This window comes from Actinacidiphila guanduensis (assembly GCF_900103985.1).
GTDB classification, from domain to species: domain Bacteria; phylum Actinomycetota; class Actinomycetes; order Streptomycetales; family Streptomycetaceae; genus Actinacidiphila; species Actinacidiphila guanduensis.
Map to the genome: position 1 here is coordinate 65,745 of NZ_FNIE01000001.1, position 18,128 is coordinate 83,872.

Annotated in this window: 16 protein-coding genes and 1 pseudogene; 5 read left to right on the plus strand and 12 right to left on the minus strand. The window is 73.6% G+C overall.

The features are described 5' to 3' along the window. Positions 1 to 27: 27 nt before the first annotated feature. From BLR33_RS00345 to BLR33_RS00390, 10 genes are all read right to left on the minus strand, one after another. Complete coding sequence (locus tag BLR33_RS00345) at positions 28 to 1,275, minus strand: PrpF domain-containing protein (protein WP_143031598.1); 1,248 nt, start codon at positions 1,273 to 1,275, stop codon at positions 28 to 30. Further along, positions 1,268 to 3,673: a CaiB/BaiF CoA-transferase family protein gene (locus BLR33_RS00350; RefSeq protein ID WP_093782188.1), complete on the minus strand. Its 2,406-nt coding sequence runs from the start codon at positions 3,671 to 3,673 to the stop codon at positions 1,268 to 1,270. Before BLR33_RS00350 ends, BLR33_RS00345 begins: the two co-directional genes overlap by 8 nt. After that, positions 3,670 to 4,524: an enoyl-CoA hydratase/isomerase family protein gene (locus tag BLR33_RS00355; protein ID WP_093782189.1), complete on the minus strand. Its 855-nt coding sequence runs from the start codon at positions 4,522 to 4,524 to the stop codon at positions 3,670 to 3,672. Before BLR33_RS00355 ends, BLR33_RS00350 begins: the two co-directional genes overlap by 4 nt. After that, entirely contained in the window at positions 4,521 to 5,306 is a 786-nt protein-coding gene (locus BLR33_RS00360; RefSeq protein WP_093782190.1) for a carboxymuconolactone decarboxylase family protein, read from the minus strand. Before BLR33_RS00360 ends, BLR33_RS00355 begins: the two co-directional genes overlap by 4 nt. A 70-nt stretch (positions 5,307 to 5,376) precedes the next feature. Further along, a complete protein-coding gene (locus BLR33_RS00365; protein ID WP_093782191.1) occupies positions 5,377 to 6,303 on the minus strand; it encodes an NAD(P)-dependent oxidoreductase in 927 nt (308 codons plus the stop codon). Then, entirely contained in the window at positions 6,296 to 6,709 is a 414-nt protein-coding gene (gene pcaC / locus BLR33_RS00370) for a 4-carboxymuconolactone decarboxylase (RefSeq protein WP_093782192.1), read from the minus strand. Before pcaC ends, BLR33_RS00365 begins: the two co-directional genes overlap by 8 nt. An 11-nt stretch (positions 6,710 to 6,720) precedes the next feature. Then, entirely contained in the window at positions 6,721 to 7,107 is a 387-nt protein-coding gene (locus tag BLR33_RS00375; RefSeq protein ID WP_093782680.1) for a cupin domain-containing protein, read from the minus strand. Between the two features lie 5 nt (positions 7,108 to 7,112). Beyond that, positions 7,113 to 8,024, minus strand: coding sequence for an NAD(P)-dependent oxidoreductase (locus tag BLR33_RS00380; RefSeq protein ID WP_093782193.1), 912 nt, complete (start codon positions 8,022 to 8,024; stop codon positions 7,113 to 7,115). Further along, positions 8,021 to 8,890, minus strand: coding sequence for an SDR family NAD(P)-dependent oxidoreductase (locus tag BLR33_RS00385; protein ID WP_093782194.1), 870 nt, complete (start codon positions 8,888 to 8,890; stop codon positions 8,021 to 8,023). Before BLR33_RS00385 ends, BLR33_RS00380 begins: the two co-directional genes overlap by 4 nt. Beyond that, a complete protein-coding gene (locus BLR33_RS00390) occupies positions 8,887 to 9,681 on the minus strand; it encodes an N-acyl homoserine lactonase family protein (protein WP_093782195.1) in 795 nt (264 codons plus the stop codon). The genes BLR33_RS00385 and BLR33_RS00390 overlap by 4 nt, the downstream gene beginning before the upstream one ends. A 627-nt stretch (positions 9,682 to 10,308) precedes the next feature. Between BLR33_RS00390 and BLR33_RS00395 the strand changes: the two are divergent. The 3 genes and pseudogenes from BLR33_RS00395 to BLR33_RS00405 form a co-directional block, all read left to right on the plus strand. Beyond that, a pseudogene (locus BLR33_RS00395) lies at positions 10,309 to 10,437 on the plus strand (RICIN domain-containing protein); the annotation flags it as partial. Between the two features lie 195 nt (positions 10,438 to 10,632). Continuing rightward, on the plus strand, positions 10,633 to 13,479 hold the full coding sequence (locus tag BLR33_RS00400; RefSeq protein WP_245771050.1) for a carbohydrate-binding protein: 2,847 nt from the start codon (positions 10,633 to 10,635) through the stop codon (positions 13,477 to 13,479). A 217-nt stretch (positions 13,480 to 13,696) separates the two neighbouring features. Then, entirely contained in the window at positions 13,697 to 13,957 is a 261-nt protein-coding gene (locus tag BLR33_RS00405; RefSeq protein ID WP_093782196.1) for a GlsB/YeaQ/YmgE family stress response membrane protein, read from the plus strand. A gap of 124 nt (positions 13,958 to 14,081) precedes the next feature. Here BLR33_RS00405 and BLR33_RS00410 read toward each other — a convergent pair whose 3' ends face one another. Both BLR33_RS00410 and BLR33_RS00415 read right to left on the minus strand, forming a co-directional pair. Next, complete coding sequence (locus BLR33_RS00410) at positions 14,082 to 14,996, minus strand: ribonuclease BN (protein ID WP_176930056.1); 915 nt, start codon at positions 14,994 to 14,996, stop codon at positions 14,082 to 14,084. 298 nt (positions 14,997 to 15,294) lie between these two features. Further along, positions 15,295 to 16,137: a DUF4097 family beta strand repeat-containing protein gene (locus BLR33_RS00415; RefSeq protein ID WP_093782197.1), complete on the minus strand. Its 843-nt coding sequence runs from the start codon at positions 16,135 to 16,137 to the stop codon at positions 15,295 to 15,297. A 364-nt stretch (positions 16,138 to 16,501) separates the two neighbouring features. Here BLR33_RS00415 and BLR33_RS00420 point away from each other — a divergent pair, with 364 nt between their 5' ends. Both BLR33_RS00420 and BLR33_RS00425 read left to right on the plus strand, forming a co-directional pair. Further along, positions 16,502 to 16,954: an ATP-binding protein gene (locus BLR33_RS00420; RefSeq protein WP_093782198.1), complete on the plus strand. Its 453-nt coding sequence runs from the start codon at positions 16,502 to 16,504 to the stop codon at positions 16,952 to 16,954. Between the two features lie 126 nt (positions 16,955 to 17,080). After that, positions 17,081 to 18,067 (plus strand): aminoglycoside phosphotransferase family protein, encoded by a 987-nt coding sequence (locus BLR33_RS00425; RefSeq protein WP_093782199.1) that lies wholly within the window; start codon positions 17,081 to 17,083, stop codon positions 18,065 to 18,067. Positions 18,068 to 18,128: the final 61 nt, after the last annotated feature.

Sequence of the window (18,128 nt, forward strand, 5' to 3'; positions counted from 1 at the left end):
GTCTGACGTGGTGCGATGACGCAGTGGCTACGCGTCGGCCGCACCGGCGGGCGGCACGGCCGACCGGATGCGGTCCTCCACGGGGATGACCGAGCACAGCCGCTCGACCTCCGCCTTCCGCACGAACACCTCCCCGCGCATGATCGGCCGGGCGGTGCGGGCGATCCGGACAGCGTCCACGACGCACTCGCCGCCCTCGTCGTGGGCGACCGCCTCGACCACCGAGATTCCGGAGGGGTGGGCGAGCAGCACGCTGCCCTCCTTGCGCCGCGGGTACAGGTCGTGGACGACCGTGCCCTCCACCACCGCGGCCACCGCCGTACAGCAGCTCGCGGTCCCCGGGAACGCCTCGTGGAGGGTGTCGCGCATCGGCTGGATGCCGGCGAAGCGCACCGCGAGGTCGTAGTCCGAGGCGGCGAGGTCCCCGCCGCCGTAGAGGTCGAAGTCCCGGGCCGCGGTGAAGCCGACCGGCCAAGGCGTGGTCGTGGCGTGGTCCACGCCGAGCAGGTCCTGGGCGGCCCGGCGCACCTCGTGGAAGCGCTCGGCGACCCCCAGGGGGCCCTGCGCCGGCATCTCCAGGCCGGTCAGGCCCACGTCCTCGGCCCGGAAGAACACGCACATGTTCGCCAGGTCCAGGATCGAGCAAATCACCTCTCCCACGCCCGGCACGGTGATCACATCGGTGCGCCGGCCGGTCGGGAAGAGCCCGCCGCCGAGCGAGGCGCCGATCGCCCGGGAGAAGTCGGTGGTCACCGGGGCCCCCGGCCCGGTCACCCCCGCCATCTCGAAGTCGCCCGCGACCAGCGGGCTGCCGTCCGGCCCGGTCGGCACGTCGACGGTGAGGAGCATGCGCGTGTTGGTCTGGTGGACACGCACGCTGGTGCGCCCGGGCACCGCCGGCACCAGGCCGGCCAGGATCGCGTACGTCCCCACGGCGGGCGTGAGGTTGCCGCAGTTGAAGTCCCAGTAGACCCGCTCCTCGCCGATGCCGATCTGGGCGAAGGTGTAGTCCACGTCGGCGTCGGGGCGGGCGCTCTCCTCGACGATGCAGCACTTGCTCGTGGTCGGCATCGCGCCGCCGATCCCGTCGATCTGCCGGGCGTCGCGCGCGCCGAACATGTCGATCAGGTACGGGCCCCACAGTGAGCGGTCGGCGGGCAGGTCGCGCCCGCGCAGGTAGACCCCCTTGCTGGTGCCGCCCCGGATCACCATGGCGGGGATGGCGGTCATCTCCGCGGCCATGAGTCCGCTCGCGGCGCTCATCGCGTCAGTCACCGGCTCTCGCCTTCCTTCCGTCCGTCGGTTCCCCGGCCGGCACCGCCGGCCGGGCGCAGTGGACGGCGCCGGCGTCCTCCAGACGCCGTACGTCGCCGGGTGCCAGGCCGGCCAGTCCGGTCAGCACCTCCCGGGTGTGCTCGCCGATGGCCGGCGCCACCGGCCGCACGGCCGGGGCGTAGCGGGCGAACATCATCGGGGAGCCCTTCACCGGCGGCCCGTCGCCGCCGAGGGTCACGCCGCGCGCGGTGAAGCGCGCGGTGGCCGCCCGGTCGGCGGCGGTGAGCACCGGCACGGCGGGCACGCCCGCGGCCAGCAGTGCGGCCGCGACCTCGTCGCGCGGGAGCGCGGCCGTCGCGGCGGCGACCAGTGCGGCCGCCTCGGGTCCGTCCCACCAGTGCGCATCGCGCCCGGCGAGGTCGGGACGGCCGAGCCAGTGCGCGAGGGCCGCGCGGTGGCCGTCGGTGGTGCACGCCACCGCGATCCAGCGGTCCTCGCCCGCGGCCGGGAAGGTGTCGTGCGGTGCGGCCCCGGGCCTGCGGTTGCCGGTCACGGCCGCGTCACGGCCGTTGACGACGTGGTCGGCGATCTGCGCCGACAGGGTCCAGCTGACCGCTTCGCGCTGGGACAGGTCGAGTTCGGCGCCGGTGACGTCCTGCTGCAGGCAGTAGGCCACGGCCGCCGCACCCACCAGGGAGACCAGCTGGTCGGGGTAGTTGACCTCGTAGGAGGACCAGGTGGGGCCGCGCTCGGGGTAGCCGGTGACGGAGGCGAGGCCGGAGAGCAGGTCCAGTGTCGAGCCGAAGGAGCGGTTGCCCGACTCCGGGCCGCGCTGCCCCTGGCTGGACAGCGACAGGCACACCAGGCGCGGGTTCTCCGCCAGCAGCGTGGATGCGTCGATGCCGAGCCTGCGGGTCACGCCCACCCGGAAGTTCTCCACCACCACGTGGGAGTGCCGGGCCAGTTCGCGCACCAGCAGTTGCCCCTCGGCGGTCTTCAGGTCGATCGCCACGTCCAGCTTCCCGATGTTGTTCGACGGGAAGTACGGCGAGGTGGGCGGTGGGCCCGAGCACAGCTGCGACTCGGTGAGCTTCCAGGTGCGGAAGGTGTCGGGCCGTTCGGTCCACTCGACCTTCAGCACCGTGGCACCGTGGTCGGCGAGCAGCCGGGTGACCGCGGCGCCCGCGGTGATGGTCCCGAAGTCGAGGACGACCACGCCCTCCAGCGGCAGCCGGCCTGCCGCGGCCGGGTGCGCGGCGGGCTCCTCACGCGCCGGCCAGGCGGTGGTGCTCGCGCCTTCGGCCGGCGGCTCGCCGGAGTCCCAGCCGAGCCCGGCGCCGTGCAGGGGGCCGCCGACGGCGGGCACCCGCCCGGCGCGTGCGGCCGGCTGCCGGTTGAGGAAGCCGCGGCCGGCCAGCTGCTCGGAGGCGGCGAGGTCGGATGTGCGGGTCACCCAGCCGAAGGGCAGGCCGAGCTTTTGGGCGCGGGTGTAGACCTCCTGCGCCGGCAGCTGCGCGGTCCACCGCTCGATCACCGGCCACCAGCGCTCGGGATGGGCGCTTCGCTCGTCCTGCGAGGCGAGCGCGGGGTCGCGCAGCGCCGGGTCGCCGACCAGCTCGACCACCGCGGGCCAGTGCCGGGGCAGGAAGATGTAGCCGACCCAGCCGTCCGCGGCGCGCACCAGCCGCCAGTCGCCCTCGTCGCGCACCGCGCGGCCCGGGGCGATGCCGGTCATCGACCAGTTGACGTCGCTCTTCCAGTCCATGTACGCGGCCACGTCGCACAGCGCCACCTCCACGAGGTCGCCGCCCTGCCCCGCGTCGCGGCGCAGCAGCGCCAGCATCGCGCCGAGGAAGCCGGTGACGGCCCCGCAGTGCGCGGCCTGCTCGCCGCCGAGGGCGAGCGGCTGCCGGCCGGCCTCGCCGATCATGGTGGCCAGGCCGCCGTAGCTCTCGGCGAGCAGGCTGTCGGCGGGCAGGTCGCTGTACGGGCTGCCGGAGCCGAAGCCGGTGATCCACACGACGACCAGCTCCGGGTGGGCGGCGGCGAGTTGGTGCGGGTCGATGCCGAGGGCGCGGGACCGGGCCGGGGTGGCGTCCAGGACGAGGACGTCGGCGCCGTCGAGCAGGTCGCGGGCTTGCGGCAGCAGCCGGCCGTCCCGGTCCACGGCGGCCAGGCCGCGCTTGCCCGCGTGGACGGCGACGAACTCCAGTGACAGGCCGTCGGAGTTGACCGGGCCGCGGTGCCGCAGGGGGTCGGCGGGGTCGGTGGCGCCGCGCACGACGTGGTGGCCGAGGCCGGCGAACAGCCGGCCGCACACGCCGCCCGCGACGCTCTCGGTCAGCTCCAGCACCCGCAACGGGCGCGGCGGCGCGGGCGCGACGGGTTCGGCGGTCATCGGTCGGCCCCCTGCCCGGGGTGGCGGACACCGCCGAGGAAGCCGTCCAGGGCGCCCTCGTGGGAGCGGGTGCGCGCGTGGATCTCGGCGTTGACGTACGCGCCGAACTCCAGGGCCGCGCGCCACTCGCCGATCTGCATCGGGATCTGCCAGAGCGCCTTCTTCGACCACTCCAGGGCGACGGGGTCGAACCCGGCGACCCGCTCGGCGAGTTCCAGGGTCCGCACGTCCAGCTCGTCCGCCGGCACGGCGAGGTTGGCCATGCCCCACGCCTCGGCGGTGCGGCCGTCGATGCGCTCGGCGGTGAGCACCATCCAGGCCGCGCGCTTGGCGGACAGCCGCAGTTGGGCGGCCGGGCCGGCAAGTCCGGGGTAGAAGCCGAAGCCGATCTCGGGGGTGCCGATCCGCGCGTCCTCGGCAACGACGGCCAGGTCGCACGTGTTGATCAAGGTGGCGCCGCCGCCCAGGGCGTAGCCGGCCACCGAGGCGATGACGATGGCGGGGTGGTGCCGGATGTCCTCCTGCACCATGCGCCAGCTGCGGTTCAGCTCGTCCTCGTCGTCGCGGCTCTTGGTGGCGAGCTGGGAGAGGTCCATGCCGGCGCAGAAGGTGCCGCCGGCACCGCTGAGCACCACCACGCTCGCGTCCCTGCACCGCGCCAGCGCCTCCCGCAGCGCCTGGCGGGCCCGGCGGTCCAGGGCGTTGCGCTTGTGCGGCCGGTTGAGGGTGATACGGGCGATCCGGTCGCTCACCCGGGTGAGGAGGATCGGCTCGGTGCCGGCCCGGTCCTCGCGCTCCTGGGACTGCGCGGGTCCGGTCCGGTCGGCGGGGCCGGGCGGGGTCGCCGTCATCGCCCGGCCCCGCCGTTCTGCTCCGCCGTGCGCACCTCGTCGAGGACCTCCTCAAGGATGGGCGCCGCGGCGGTGACCGCGTGGACACCGAGGACGGAGGCGATCTCCATCACCTCGAGGATCTCCTCGGGGGTGGCGCCGTAGCCCAGGGCGTTCTCGATGTGGGCCTCCAGGCCCAGGGTGTAGAGATGAGTGGCGGCGGTGTCGAAGGCGATGTAGACGAGTTCCTTGACCTTCGGCTCCAGCGAGCCGCCGCGCCAGGGCACCGAGGAGAACTCGGTGTAGGCGGCGAGGAGTTCGGGGTCGAGTTCGAGGATCTCGTCCCAGAAGGGGTTCCAGTAGCCGCGGTTCTCGGTGAAGTCGGCCTTGATCTGCTCCTGCCGCTCGGTGAGCGGGGCGGGTCCGGTGCGCAGGCCCTTCTCCTGAAGGACCCGCACCAGCACGGGCACGCCGATGTTCATCGCGTGGATGCCGAGCGTGGCGCACAGCTCCAGCACCTCCATGATCTGGGCCGGCGGCACGCCGATGTCCAGGGCGGCGCGCACGTGCTGCCGCACCCCGGGCAGGTACATGTGGGTGGCGTTGGCGTCGACGGCTATGTAGATCAGTTCCTTCACCTGGGGCGTCAGGTGGTTCTGCCGCCAGGGGACGGCGGAGAAGTCGAGGTAGGCGAGGAGGAACTCCGGGTCGAGGCGCAGGATCGACTCCCAGGTCGGGCTCCACGTCCCGCGTACCTCGATGAACCGCGCCTTGATCTCTTCCTGGCGGGCGGTGAGTGTCATGGTGTGCCTTTTCTCGTGCGGTGGGCGCCCGGGCCCGCTCCGAAAGGGGCTGCCGGTACGGGGACGGTGGTCACGCGGCCGCGGGCGGCGGGGCGTGCTCGTCGAGCCAGCGGGCGATCTCGGTGTGGTCGGCGTCGGCGGGCAGCTCCTCGGCGGCCCGGGCCCACACGGCGACGGCGTCCGCGCCCAGCCGGCTCGGCAGCCCGACCTGCTCGGCCAGGGCGACGGCGATCCGCATGTCCTTGAGCATCAGCCGTAGGCCGAAGCCTGAGTCGTAGCTGCCGGGCAGCACGAAGCGGGGCCACTTGTTCTCGGTGGAGCCGCTGCGACCGCTGGAGGCGTTGACGATCTCCAGCACCCGGGCGGGGTCGAGCCCGAACCGCCGGCCGGCGAGCAGGGCTTCGCTGGTGACCAGCAGGTGCGTGGCCGACATCAGGTTGTTGAGCGCTTTGACGGCGTGGCCGCTGCCGATGCCGCCGGAGCGGAACAGGGTGCCGAATCGTTTCAGCAATGGTTCGACCCGCGCCACGTCCGCGTCCTGGCCGCCGACCATCACGGCGAGTTCGCCGGTGACGGCCCGGGCCACACCGCCGGAGACGGGCGCGTCGACCATCGCGACGCCGGCCGCGGCGAGTTGCCCGGCCAGGGCCCTGGTCCGGGCCGGCTCGGAGGAGCTCATGTCGACCACGGTCGTGCCTGGCCGCAGTGCCGCAGCAACCTGCGGGGCGCCCAGCACCGACTCGACCACGCCGGAGTCCGGCAGCATGAGGATCACGGTCGCGGCCCCGGCGACCGCGGCCGCCGCGGAGTCCGCCACGGCTCCCCCCGCGGCGGCGAAGGCGTCGCGGGCCGCGTGGCCGACGTCCGAGCCGACCGTCGGCACGCCCGCCCGGACCAGCTGCGAGGCCATCGGCAGGCCCATCCTGCCGAGGCCGACGAAGGCGACGTGCCCTGCGGCCCCTTCGGTCCTTTCGGCCCCTTCGTGCGTCTCACTCATCGCCGGGCTCCTCGACCTCGCCCAGTTCCTTGAGCACCTTCTCCGCGACGCGGAAGGACTCAAGGGCCGCCGGCACGCCGACGTAGATCGCCGTCTGTAGCAACACCTCCTGGATCTCGGCCACCGACGCGCCGTTGGTGCGGGCGCCGCGCACGTGGACCGCCAGCTCGTGCGAGCGGTTGAGTGCGGTGAGCATGCCGAGGTTGAGCAGGCTGCGGGTCTTGCGGTCCAGCCCCTCGCGGCCCCACACCGCGCCCCAGCAGTACTCGGTGACGAGTTCCTGCACCGGGCGGGTGAAGTCGCTGACCTGGCCGAGCGAGCGGTCGACGTGCTCGGCGCCCAGGACCGCGCGGCGCAGGTCGAGCCCGCGCTCGTAGGTCTCGGCGTGCGTTGCCTGTGTCGTCATCGAAGGGGTCCTCACATCGGGCGGGGGCCGGCGCCCTGGGCACCGGCGACTTCCTCGGCCCACACCGTGGTGCCGAGCGAGATGGCGAGATGGACGAGATAGGAGCCGGAGCCGGCGCCGTGCCAGTGCCGCTCACCGGGCGGCACCCACACCACGTCGCCGGGCCGCAGCGGCTCCGCAGGGCCGCCGTCGCTGCAGACCAGGCCGGAGCCGGCGAGGACGTGCAGGATCTGGCCGTGCTCGTGGTGGTGCCAGAAGGTGCGGGCACCGGGGGCGAAGAAGACGGTGTTGATCACGACGCCGTCGGTGGCGGGCAGCACCGGGTCGGCCCACACGGTGCCGGTGAAGGTGTCGGACTTGCGTGCCGAGTCGGGCAGTTGCCTCGAGCGGCCGGGCATGATGATCACGCCGCTCCTCCTTCGGCCTGCGCGGTGTGCAGCCGCACCCCGCCGGAGACGTCGCCGATCGCGTCCACGACGGTGTTGCTGATCCGGTCGGCGTAGCCCAGGCCGTTCGCCAGCCCGAAACTGGCCAGCGGGCCGCCGGCGTTGAGCGAGGAGACGCCGAGGGCGGCGGCGAGGTCGGCGTAGAGGGTGACGTCCTTCATCATCAGGGCGTTGGTCAGGCCGCCCTCCAGGTAGTCGCCGGTGATGATCCGCGGGAAGCGGTTCAGCGTGGCGAAGTTGACGCCGGAGCTGGCGTTGAGGACGTCGAGCAGGACCGCGAGGTCCAGGCCCGCCTTCTTGCCGGCGACCATGACCTCGGCGGTGGAGGCGAGGGCGACGGCGTTGAGGAAGTTGTTGAGGACCTTGGCGGTGTGCCCGGCGCCGCTGTCGCCGAGGCTGAAGATCCGCGAAGAGAAGGCGTCCAGGACCGGGCGGACCTCCTCCAGCGCCTCGGGGTCGCCGCCCACCATGAGGGTGAGCGCGCCCTTGTCGGCGGCGGCCGCGCCGCCGGAGATGCCCGCATCGAGGAAGGCGGCGCCCCTGGCGGCGAACTGCCGGGCGAGTTCCCGGGTGGAGGCCGGGTTCGCGGTGCTGAGGTCCACCACCACCTGGCCGTCGCGGGCGTGGGCGAGCACGCCGTCCTTGCCGCCGATGACCTTCTCGATCACCTTGCTGTCGGGCAGCGACAGCAGCACCGTGCGGCAGGCCGCGGCCACTTCGCCCGCGCTCGCCGCGGCCCGCGCGCCCACGTCGGCGGCAAGGCCGTCCCGCACGTCGAAGCCGAGCACTTCGTGCCCGCTCTCGACGAGCCGCCTGACCATCCGCCCGCCCATGTTGCCCAGGCCGATGAACCCGATCCGTCCGGTCATCCGATCCCTCCGTCCCCGCCGGCCGGCACCGCGGTGCCGTACAGCGCTTCGTCCAGTTCGCGGGTGGGCCAGGCCCCGGCGCCGCCCGAGGGGCGCACGGTGTTGACGACGCTGGCGCCGCCGTCGGCCGAGACCACCTGGCCGGTGATGTAGGCGGCATCCTCGCTGAGCAGGAACGCGGTCACGGCCGCGATGTCCGCCGGGGTCCCGGCACGGCGCAGCGGCGTGGTGGACGCCCGCTGCTCCATGTCGTTCTTGCCGCCGACCGCGCCGGCAGCCGCGGCGAACAGATCGGTGGGCACGATGCCGGGGGCGACCGCGTTGACCCGTACCCCGATCGGCCCGCCGTACAGGGCGGCTCCGCGCAGCAGGCCGAGCGTGGCGTGCTTGGAGGTCTGGTAGGCCAGCAGGTCGGCGCTGCCGGTCAGGCTCGCGATCGAGGCGGTCAGAACGATCGCCCCGCCGCCGCCCTGGGCTGCGAAGCGCCGGAAGGCGGCCCGCAGCCCGAGGAACTGGCCGCGCACGTTGACCGCCTGCACCCGGTCGAACTCGGCCGCGGTCAATTCGGGCAGGGGCGCGAAGGTGCCGAAGATCCCGGCGTTGAGGTGGTAGAGGTCCACCCGGCCGAAGGCCGCAACGGCGGCGGCGTCCCAGCGCGCGGTCGCCTCCTCGTCGGCCACGTCGGCGGCCACGGCGACGGCCTCGGCGGGCAGTTCGGCGGCGGTGCGGCGGGCCGCGGCCTCGTCGATGTCGACAGCGACGACGCGGGCGCCCTCCTGCGACAGCCGCAGCGCGCTGCCCCGGCCGAGGCCGTTGCCGGCGCCGGTGACGACGGCGACCTTGCCCTCGAAGCGTGCCCCGCTCATGCCCGCGCCCTGCCGATCACGGCGGTGGCGTCGCCCAGCGGGCCGCCGTCGCGGCCGAAGCGGTCCAGGGTGGCCGGGTCGTGGCCGCTGATCACCTGGCCGCCCGTGGCCAGGGCCCCGACGGTGTCAAAGCCGGCGTACATGCCGACCAGGTCGGCGACCGAAACGAAGGGCATCGCCTTCTCGCTCTCCTCGTAGTAGTGGACGGCGTCGGAGGCGAGCAGCACGGGCCCGGCGGCGGTCTCGACGCGGACCACGCTCTGGCCGGGGGTGTGGCCGCCGACGCGGATGACCTCGATGCCGTCGGCCACGGTGGTCCGCTCGTCGAAGAGCACGGCCCGGCCGCTGTCCACGACGGCGGCGAGCCCGGCCAGTTCGGCGTCCTCCACGGAGTGGTGGAACTGCACGTGGCGGCTGTGTGGGCCGGCCCAGAACTCGGCCTCGGCGCGGGCCAGGACGACCGGCGAGCGGTCGAAGTGGCCGAGGTTGCCGATGTGGTCGTAGTGGGCGTGGGTCACGATGACCGTGGGCGCGTCCGCCGGGTGGACGCCGAGCGCACCGAAGGCCTCGACGGGGTCGATGAGCGTGGTGCGCTTGCGCTTCGCCCCGCCGGCCCGGCTGAAGCCGGTGTCCACGACGAAGGTGTGCTCATCGTTCCGGACGATCCAGAAGAAGTAGTCCATGCCGATGGGCGCGTCCGGCTCGCCGTAGAGGCCGTAGTTGAGGAAGACCTCACTGCGGACCGTCTGCCGCGTCCCGTAGCGGACGACGACGATCTCGTACCCGGTCACGGGTGCCTCCGCTCGTCGGTGGTGCACTCCGACGGGATGGCATGACTCATCGCCATTTTGCCCCCTTTGGCTCGGCTCCCGCGATCGATTGCCTGACTATATGACCGTCTGACAATCCTGCCAAGAGGTGGCGCACGACCGTTCCGGATCGGATGCGCACCCCGTCCGCACGCACCCGACGCACCTCACCGCGAGGCCGCCTCCACCGACGGCCGGGCACACACCGTGGACGTGCAGGTCGACGTCTCGGCCGAGTGGGTGCACGGCGACAACGCCACGGCGGTCGTGCGGGCGCAGCGGAACAACGGCACGCAGACCGTCTGGCCTGCGGGCAGGCCACCCCGGATGTGCTCCAGGAGAACTCCGACCAGGCGCCCTGGCGGCGTCCGGTCCTCGCCGCCCTCACCGCGACGACCGGGCTGACCTGGCGGCTCGGCCAGGGCACGGCGGACTGGTTCGCCCCCGACAGCGCGGCCGCGCTGTCCGCCGCCAGGGCCTGGACCAGCAGGCGCACCAGGCCGCGGCCAGTACGTGGTCGCCTCGGCCGCCCAACGCGGCTTCCAGGACCGCCCGGTCGTCGGCGGGATGTTCGCGCCGCTGCTGCCGCCGGCCGGCTCCACCGTGCACTGGTTCCGCATCCAGAACCGCAACTCCGGGAAGGTGCTGGCGGTTTCGGGGATGTCGCAGGCGGACGCCGCACAGGTGACGCAGTGGAGCGACAACGGCACCGCGGACCACCTGTGGCGGTTCATCTGACCGCGCCCACCTACCGGAAAGGTCCGATGACGCCTCCAGGTCGCAGGACAGCCACGACGGCCCGACTCCCCGCTCGCGGCGGGTCTTTCAGCCATCTGCGCCGGAATTTCCTTTACTGATGCGAACCTTGCGGTCCCTCCGTGCACTCAGTACGGTCGCAGCGCCATTCATCGGTGGACCCCGAGGAGCATTGCGATGCGTCAGATGTTACGGCCCGTACCGGGCAGGGGGCCGGCAGCGCGACTGGCAGTCGTCCTCGCCACCGTCGCCGGCCTGGTGTGGACGACCGCCGCCGCGGCCGGCGCGGCCCCGGCGGAGCGCGGCGCCGCCACGCCGGACCGGGTGCCGCTGACCGCGGCGGCCGCCGCGGCCCAAGGGGTGGGCGCCACCACCCCGTTCACCACCTACGAGGCCGAGGCCGGCACCCTCGGCGGCGGCGCCCAGGCGGTGACGCTGACGTCCGCGCCGACCACGCAGTACTCCAGCGCGGCACTGGAGGCCTCGGGCCACGGCTACGTCCATCTGGCCGGCACCGGGCAGTCGGTGCGCTGGACGAACACCACCGGGCAGCCGATCAGCTTCGTCAACGTCCGCGCCAGCATCCCCGACTCGGCCTCCGGCGGCGGCATCACGGCCACCTTGGACCTCTACGTCGACGGGGTCTTCCGGCAGGCGCTGAACCTCAACTCCAAGCAGACCTGGGTCTACGAGGGCACCAACTACAACAACAGCGACGACCAGAACCCGGCCGAGGGCGACCCCCGGGTGTTCTTCGACGAGTCGCACACCTTCGTCGCCGGGAGCCCGATCGCCCCCGGCAGCACCCTCACGCTGCAGAAGGACGCCGCCAACACCGCCTCGTCCTACGACGTGGACGCGATCGACGTGGAGAACCCGCCCGCGGCGCTCACCCAGCCCGCGGGCTCGATCTCGATCACCAGCTGCGGCGCCGTGGCCGACAACACGCCCACCAACGGCGCGGCCGACCCGCAGTCGACCGACAGCAGGGCCGCGATCCAGAACTGCATCGACCAGGCCCAGTCCCAGGGCAAGACACTGTGGATCCCGCAGGGCACCTTCTACGTGAAGGGGACCGCTGGGCTCAACGCCCAAGGGATCACCATCGCGGGCGCGGGCATGTGGTACAGCACGATCTACCGCGACGTGCCGGTGCCCAACAGCACGCCGCTGCCCGCCCTGTTCGGCCTGACCTCGACGCATGTGCAGAACTTCCACATCGACGCCAACGCGGTCAGCCGCAGCACGATCGGCGGTGACGGCGGCGCCATGGACACCACCGGCACCAACTGGTCGGCGGACGGGATATGGACCCAGCACACCGAGTCCGGCTTCTGGGCCTCGGGCACCGGCGGCACCGTCCGCAACTGCCGGCTGACGGCGATCTGGGCCGACGGCATCAACGTCAACAACGTCTCGCTCGGCGCGAGCAGCGGCAACGACCTCACCGTCACCAACAACTTCGTCCGCGGCACCGGCGACGACGCCATCGCCATCAACTCGGTGAACTACAACACCAACGGCGACGGCTCCAAGACGTTCTACAACCCGATGACCGACATCACCGTCACCAACAACACCTCGATCGCCCCCTGGGGCGGCAAGGGCGTCGCGGTCTACGGCGGCAGCGGGCACGTGGTGGAGAACAACTACATCAGCGACACCGCCCGCTACATCGGCCTGGGCGCCGGCCGGTTCGGCGTCAACGGCAGCGACCTGCTGTCGGCGACGATCTCCGGCAACACCGTCGTCCGCTCCGGCGGCAACGCCTACAGCCAGGGCCAGCCCGCCCTGCACATCGGCAACGGCGGCGACGGCCAGAACACCGGCACGGTGGACCACGTCAGCGTGACCGGCAACACCGTGGCCGACTCCGTCTACGACGCGATCGGCTTCTCCACCTCCACCAACACGCTCCTGCAGAACAACACGGTCACCGGCCCCGGCCGCAACGGCATCGTGATCTCGCCGCCGTTCTATCCCGCGCCGACCGGCTCGGCGACGATCACCGGCAACACCGTCAGCGGGCTCAAGTCCGGTGCGACGGCGTACGCGAACAACTCCAGCGGTTTCACCGCCTCGCTGAGCGGCAACAGCTGGCAGAGCGGCGGCACCGGCCCGGTCGAGGCGCCCTACGGCGGCACCCCGGCCGCCGTCCCTGGCACCGTGGAGGCGGAGAACTACGACACCGGCGGGCAGGGCGTGGCGTACAACGTCAACTCCGTCAACGGCAACGGCACCGCCTACCGGGCCGACGGGGTGGACCTGGAGGCCACCTCCGACACCGGCGGCGGCTACGACCTGGGCTGGACCAGCAGCGGCCAGTGGCAGCGCTACACCGTGAACGTCGCGACCGCCGGAACGTACGCCCTGGCCCTTCGTGTCGCGGCGCCCTCGGCCGTCAGCGGCGCGCTGCACCTGGCGGACAGCTCAGGGGCGAACCTGAGCCCCTCGGTGTCGATCCCGGCCACCGGCGACTGGCAGACCTGGTCCACGGTCACCACCACGGTCACCCTGCCGGCCGGGCGCCAGGTGATCACGCTCGACCAGGACAACGGCGGCTGGAACCTCAACAGCTTCGCGTTCTCCACCGCGAGCGGCAGCACCGGCACCAACCTCGCGGCGGGCAAGGCCACGTCGGAGTCCAGCCACACGCAGACCTACGCCTCCTCCGCCGTGACCGACGGCGACCGGAACAGCTACTGGGAGAGCGCCAACAACAGCTTCCCGCAGTGGGTCCAGGTCGACCTCGGCTCGGCGCGGAGCGTCTCGCGCGTGGTGCTCCAACTGCCCGCCTCCTGGGGGGCCCGCAGCCAGACGCTCACCCTCCAGGCGGGCACCGACCCGTCCACTGTGACCACCACACTGAAGGGTTCGGCGAGCTACACCTTCGACCCGGCGAGCGGCAACACCGTCACCCTCACCTTCCCGGCCACCACCCAGCGGGTCCTGCGGGTGACGGTCAGCGCCAACTCCGGCTGGCCGGCGGGGCAGTTGTCCGAGTTCCAGGTCTGGAGCGCCTGAACCGGCCCGCGCGGGGCAGCCGCTGAACGGCCCGGCGGGACAGCCGGCGCGGGAACCGGGCGCAGGACACCCGCCCGACAGGGGAAACCCGGCCATCGCGTACAACCGGAACGCCATTGTGGACATGTCGACTTGACCGCGGGGCAGACGGCCCGGCAGGCACCCGCAGCCGCGGGTGCCCGCCGGCCTCGGGCCGGCCGACGGAAGGGAGAGCCTCATGTCGTTCCTGTGGGCCATCATCGCCGGCCTGATCATCGGGTTGCTCGCCAAGCTCGTGCTGCCCGGACGCCAGCCGGTGCCGCTGTGGCTGACGATCATCATCGGTATCGTCGGCGGCATCCTCGGAAACCTGCTCGCCTCGGCGTTCGGGGTGGCGAACACCAACGGTGTCGACTGGATCCGGCACATCCTGCAGGTCGGGGTCGCGGCCGTGCTGATCGGCCTGGTCGCCCCGAGATGGGGTGGGCGGCGCATCTGATGCGGGCTGCTGCTCGCGGACGGCAAGGGCGGCGCCGGAAGGGGGCACGGACGGACGGCCCCCGAAGGGTGGGCAGGTACGGACGGCCCCGGCGACGGCCAGTGCCGACGGCCCCGGAACGCGTTCAGCGCGTTCCGGGGCCGTGCGCGTGTCCGGGGCCGTGCGCGTCCACCGCGGCCTCGCCGGTCGGGCCGTCCTCCCGGTAGCGGGCCCTGCCGGGGGTGTCCGCGGCGGGCTCCCGCTCGGGGTCGGGCCGCTCCCCCCGCTGGTGGAGCTGGCGCCCCACCAGCGGGCCGCCGAACACGACGAAGCCCACCCCGATCAGCCAGCACTGCACCATCAGCAGGGTGCCGACCGGGCCGTAGGCGATCGCGTTGCTGACGGTGAGCGGGGACAGGACGAGCACCGAGAAGACCCGCAGCCCGACCAGGCCCGCCATCGTGCACAGCGCGCCGGTCAGCGCGGGCCGCCCGGGCACCCGGTGGCCGAGCAGGAACCGCTGCCCCCACCAGAAGAACACGGTGCCGGCGGCGAGCGTCAGCGGCACCCGCACCCCCGACGACGGCCACCCGCTGCGCAGCACCCGGCCGCTCTGCGCCTCCGCGAACAGGTAGCCCGTCAGCGCCGCCAGCCACACCGCACGGCGCCACGCGCTGTGCCAGGGCGCCGCGGGCAGGTCCCAGATCCGCAGGTAGACCGTCTCCACGCTGGCCGCGAAGGACAGCCCGAACACGGCGAGCGACGCCAGGCTCAGCGCGCTGGTCGTGCTCAGCACGGTGCCGGGGGTGGCGAACAGGCGCCGTACGGCTCCCGCCGGGGCCGCCGACAGCCCCATGCCGTCCACGATCCACTCCTCGAACCCGGCCCGCCGGTACGGCGCCGCGGCCGCCACCACGATCAGCAGCGGCATCAGCGTCACCATGCCGAGGGCGGCGAAGCCCATCGCCCGGTGCATCAGCTCCACTTCGGCGCCCTGTCGCCAGATCCGCCCCGCGACGGACTCCCGCCACGCCTTGCCCACCCCGCGCGTCCCGCGCATCGCAGCCGACCTCCCGCCCCGCGCAGCCCCCGAGGCGCCCACGCGTCCGCGGGACTGCGCTGAAGGGCGATTACCCGCGGGGAGGGGGCGCACGCAGGGGGGGCGTTCAAGGGTGAATGCCGTGTGTGGACGGGGAGTTCGGGTGGCGGGGAGGGCCGGATGCCTGCCCGCGCGGGCGGAGGTGCGGTGCCGGCGGGATCAAAGGGCGCTCCGCGCGCGGTGTTGCCCCCGGAGGGGTGAGGTACGCGTGCGCGGACGCGCGGCCCGGACGCTGGGCTCGGCCGAGGACCGCTCGTGGTCAGGACGGGAGGACCGCCAGGGAGCCGGAGGTGACGGTCAGCGAGACGTGGTGGGCCGAGCCCGGATCGCGCGGCACCCCCACCCGCACGTCCGCGGAGGCGGCGTTCTCGGTGACGGCGTAGCCGGCGCCGGCCGCCGGCAGGCGCAGGGCGACCGAGGCCGAGGTGGCGCGCACGGCGACGTCGTGCGGGGCGGCGGCGAAAGCGAGGTCCGCGCTGCCGGACGTCACCGTCACCTCGGCGCGGTCGGGCCGCAGTCCGCGGGCAGTGAGCCGTACGGAAGCGGCGTCGATGGCCACGTCGCCGTGCAGCCCGCTGACCAGCGTCTCGCCGGACGTCTGCCGCAGCCGCAGCCCGGTGTGCTGCGGCACGGTGAGGACGAGGTCGCCCGCGCACGGCACGTCCCCGCCGTCGCCGTCCCCGCACCGTACGGCCAGGGCGTCGCGGCCGGTCGCCGGGTCGGCTTCGGTGGCCGCGTGCAGTGGCAGCGCCCGGCCGTCGCTGCGGACGAAGCGGCCGGCGACGCCGTGCGCGTGCGGGTCGGCGGTCACGCGGATACGTCCGGACACGCCGTCGAGCACGACGAGGCCGGTGTCCCCGGCGTGGAACTCGGGCGCCGGATGGGCCGCGGCCGCGTGGTGGGCGGTGCCGTTGCCGCTCAGCACCACGCCGAGCACGACGGCGACGGCCACGGCGAGGACGGCTGCCGACACGGCGAGGCGTACGGGCCGCCGCGGGCCGCGTGCCGGTGCGGGCGGTGTGTCCAGCCCGTCCGTCCTGCCGGGCCCGCCCGTGCGGTCCGGGGGGAACGGCGGCTTGGGTGGCACCTGCTGGCTGTCCATGCCGGGCGTGTGCCCCCGTGCCGCGGGCGCACGCTCCCGCATCTCCCGCGCCCGGGCTCCGAAGTACCTTCTGCCGAAGGCGCGTTGGTCCAGTCACGGCTGGCGCGAAGGCCGCGCGGTCGGTACGTGTGCCGCGGCATCGGCCCCCATCGCCCGCTCCCCCGCGCGCAGCCGGCCTCGGCGCGGCCGGCAGGTCCACCCAGGCCTGCTGATCATGGCCCGCCGGACACGACGGGTCTCCCCGGCGGGCGCCCGTGGGCGAGGGCGCGCAGCGGGGGCGCGGCGGCTCACGGTGGGGCGGAGTGAATCTCTTCGCGCCGGGTATCCGCCCTCCGTGAGAAGGCTACGGCTGGTAGAAGCGGGCATGGCGGTCGGGACGGCCGAAGTGCGGGAGACGGTTGCGCTGGACGGAGAGAGCGGGTGCATCGCGCAGGCGCGGGAGAGCGCCGCACGGTTCCTGGAGCGAGCACGGGTCGAGCACGCCGTGACGGTCTCGGAGCGGGCGGTGGACTCCGTGCGGCTGGTGGTGAGCGAGATGGTCACCAACGCTCTGAAGTACGCGCCCGGCCCCGTCCTGCTGGACCTGCGGATCGCGGGTGACGGCCTGGTCGAGGTGGAGGTCTGGGACAGCGATCCCGTGCTGCCGGTCGCCCGTGCCGCCGACGCCGGCCGCGTCGGCCAGCACGGCCTGGAGATCGTGATGGCTCTCGCCGAGGGCTACGAGGTCCAGCGCGAGCCGGTCGGCAAGCGCGTCACCGTCTGGCTTGCCCTCACCGACGACCCGGCCGGCCCGATCACACGGCACCACCCCGCGTAACCGCGGCGGCCTCGTATGAGGGCGTGCCCCACGTCCGTGGACGCCTGAGCGCGCCGCGTGACGACGGTAGCGGCCCCCTGAAAACCTCGTTGCCTCCCCGAGGAGGCCGCCTGGATCATGTGGCCCATGGGGAAACGGGCGGGCGCGAAGACCACGGCGGTGCCTGCGGCCGCGGGCGTGCGGCTGGAGTGGTGGGCGGTTCCCCTCGCTGTGAGGAGCGAGGTCGAAGCGGCCCTCGGGTCTCCCGTGGAGAGTGCCGTCACCCAGACCGGTGGCTTCTCGCCCGGCGTCGCCGCGCGTGTGCGACTCGCCGACGGCCGCCGGGTCTTCATCAAGGCCGTGGGACCCGAGCCCAACCCCGAAGCCCCCGGCATCCACCGGGCGGAGGCCCGGATCACAGCGGCCCTGCCGGGCGCAGCCCCTGTCCCCTCACTGCTCACGGCCCTGGACCTCGACGGCTGGGTCGTCCTGGTCCTTGAGGACGTGGACGGGAAGATGCCGGCTCAGCCGTGGCAGCCGGACGAACTGCGGCGTGTGCTTGCGGCGGCCGCCGACCTGTCCGTGCTGCTCGATCCTTCGCCGGTCGAGGCGCCGCCGGTGGCCGACCGCCTGGGCGCGAGCTTCCAGGGCTGGCGCCGGCTCGCCGCCGCCTCCGCGGCAGGGACGGACGACCTCGCCTGGCTCGGCCCCTGGGCGCGGCGCAATCTCGGCCGCCTCGCCGACCGCGAAGCCGGCTGGACCGCGGCGGCGGCCGGCAGTGCCCTGGTCCACGGCGATCTGCGGGCGGACAACATCCTGCTCACCGAGGACCGCGTCGTGGTGGTCGACTGGCCGTGGGCCGCGGTCGGCGCTGCGTGGTTCGACGTCGTCGCGATGGGACCGAGTGTCGTCATGCAGGGCACCCCGGACGCCGTACGGCTCCTCGACCGGCACCTCCACGCCCAGGGCGCCGCTCCCGAGGACGTGACCACCGTACTCATCGCCGCGGCCGGTTTCTTCCTCCACCAGTCCGTCCAGCCCCCACCCCCGGGCCTGCCGACGGTGCGGTCCTTCCAACGCGCCCAGGGCGAAGCGGCCCTCCCCTGGATCCGCGCCCGCACCGGCTGGCACTAGGCCGTGTTTTGAAAGATCGCTGACGTCGATGGTTCTCGTGGAGGTGACGGGGCGAAAGGAG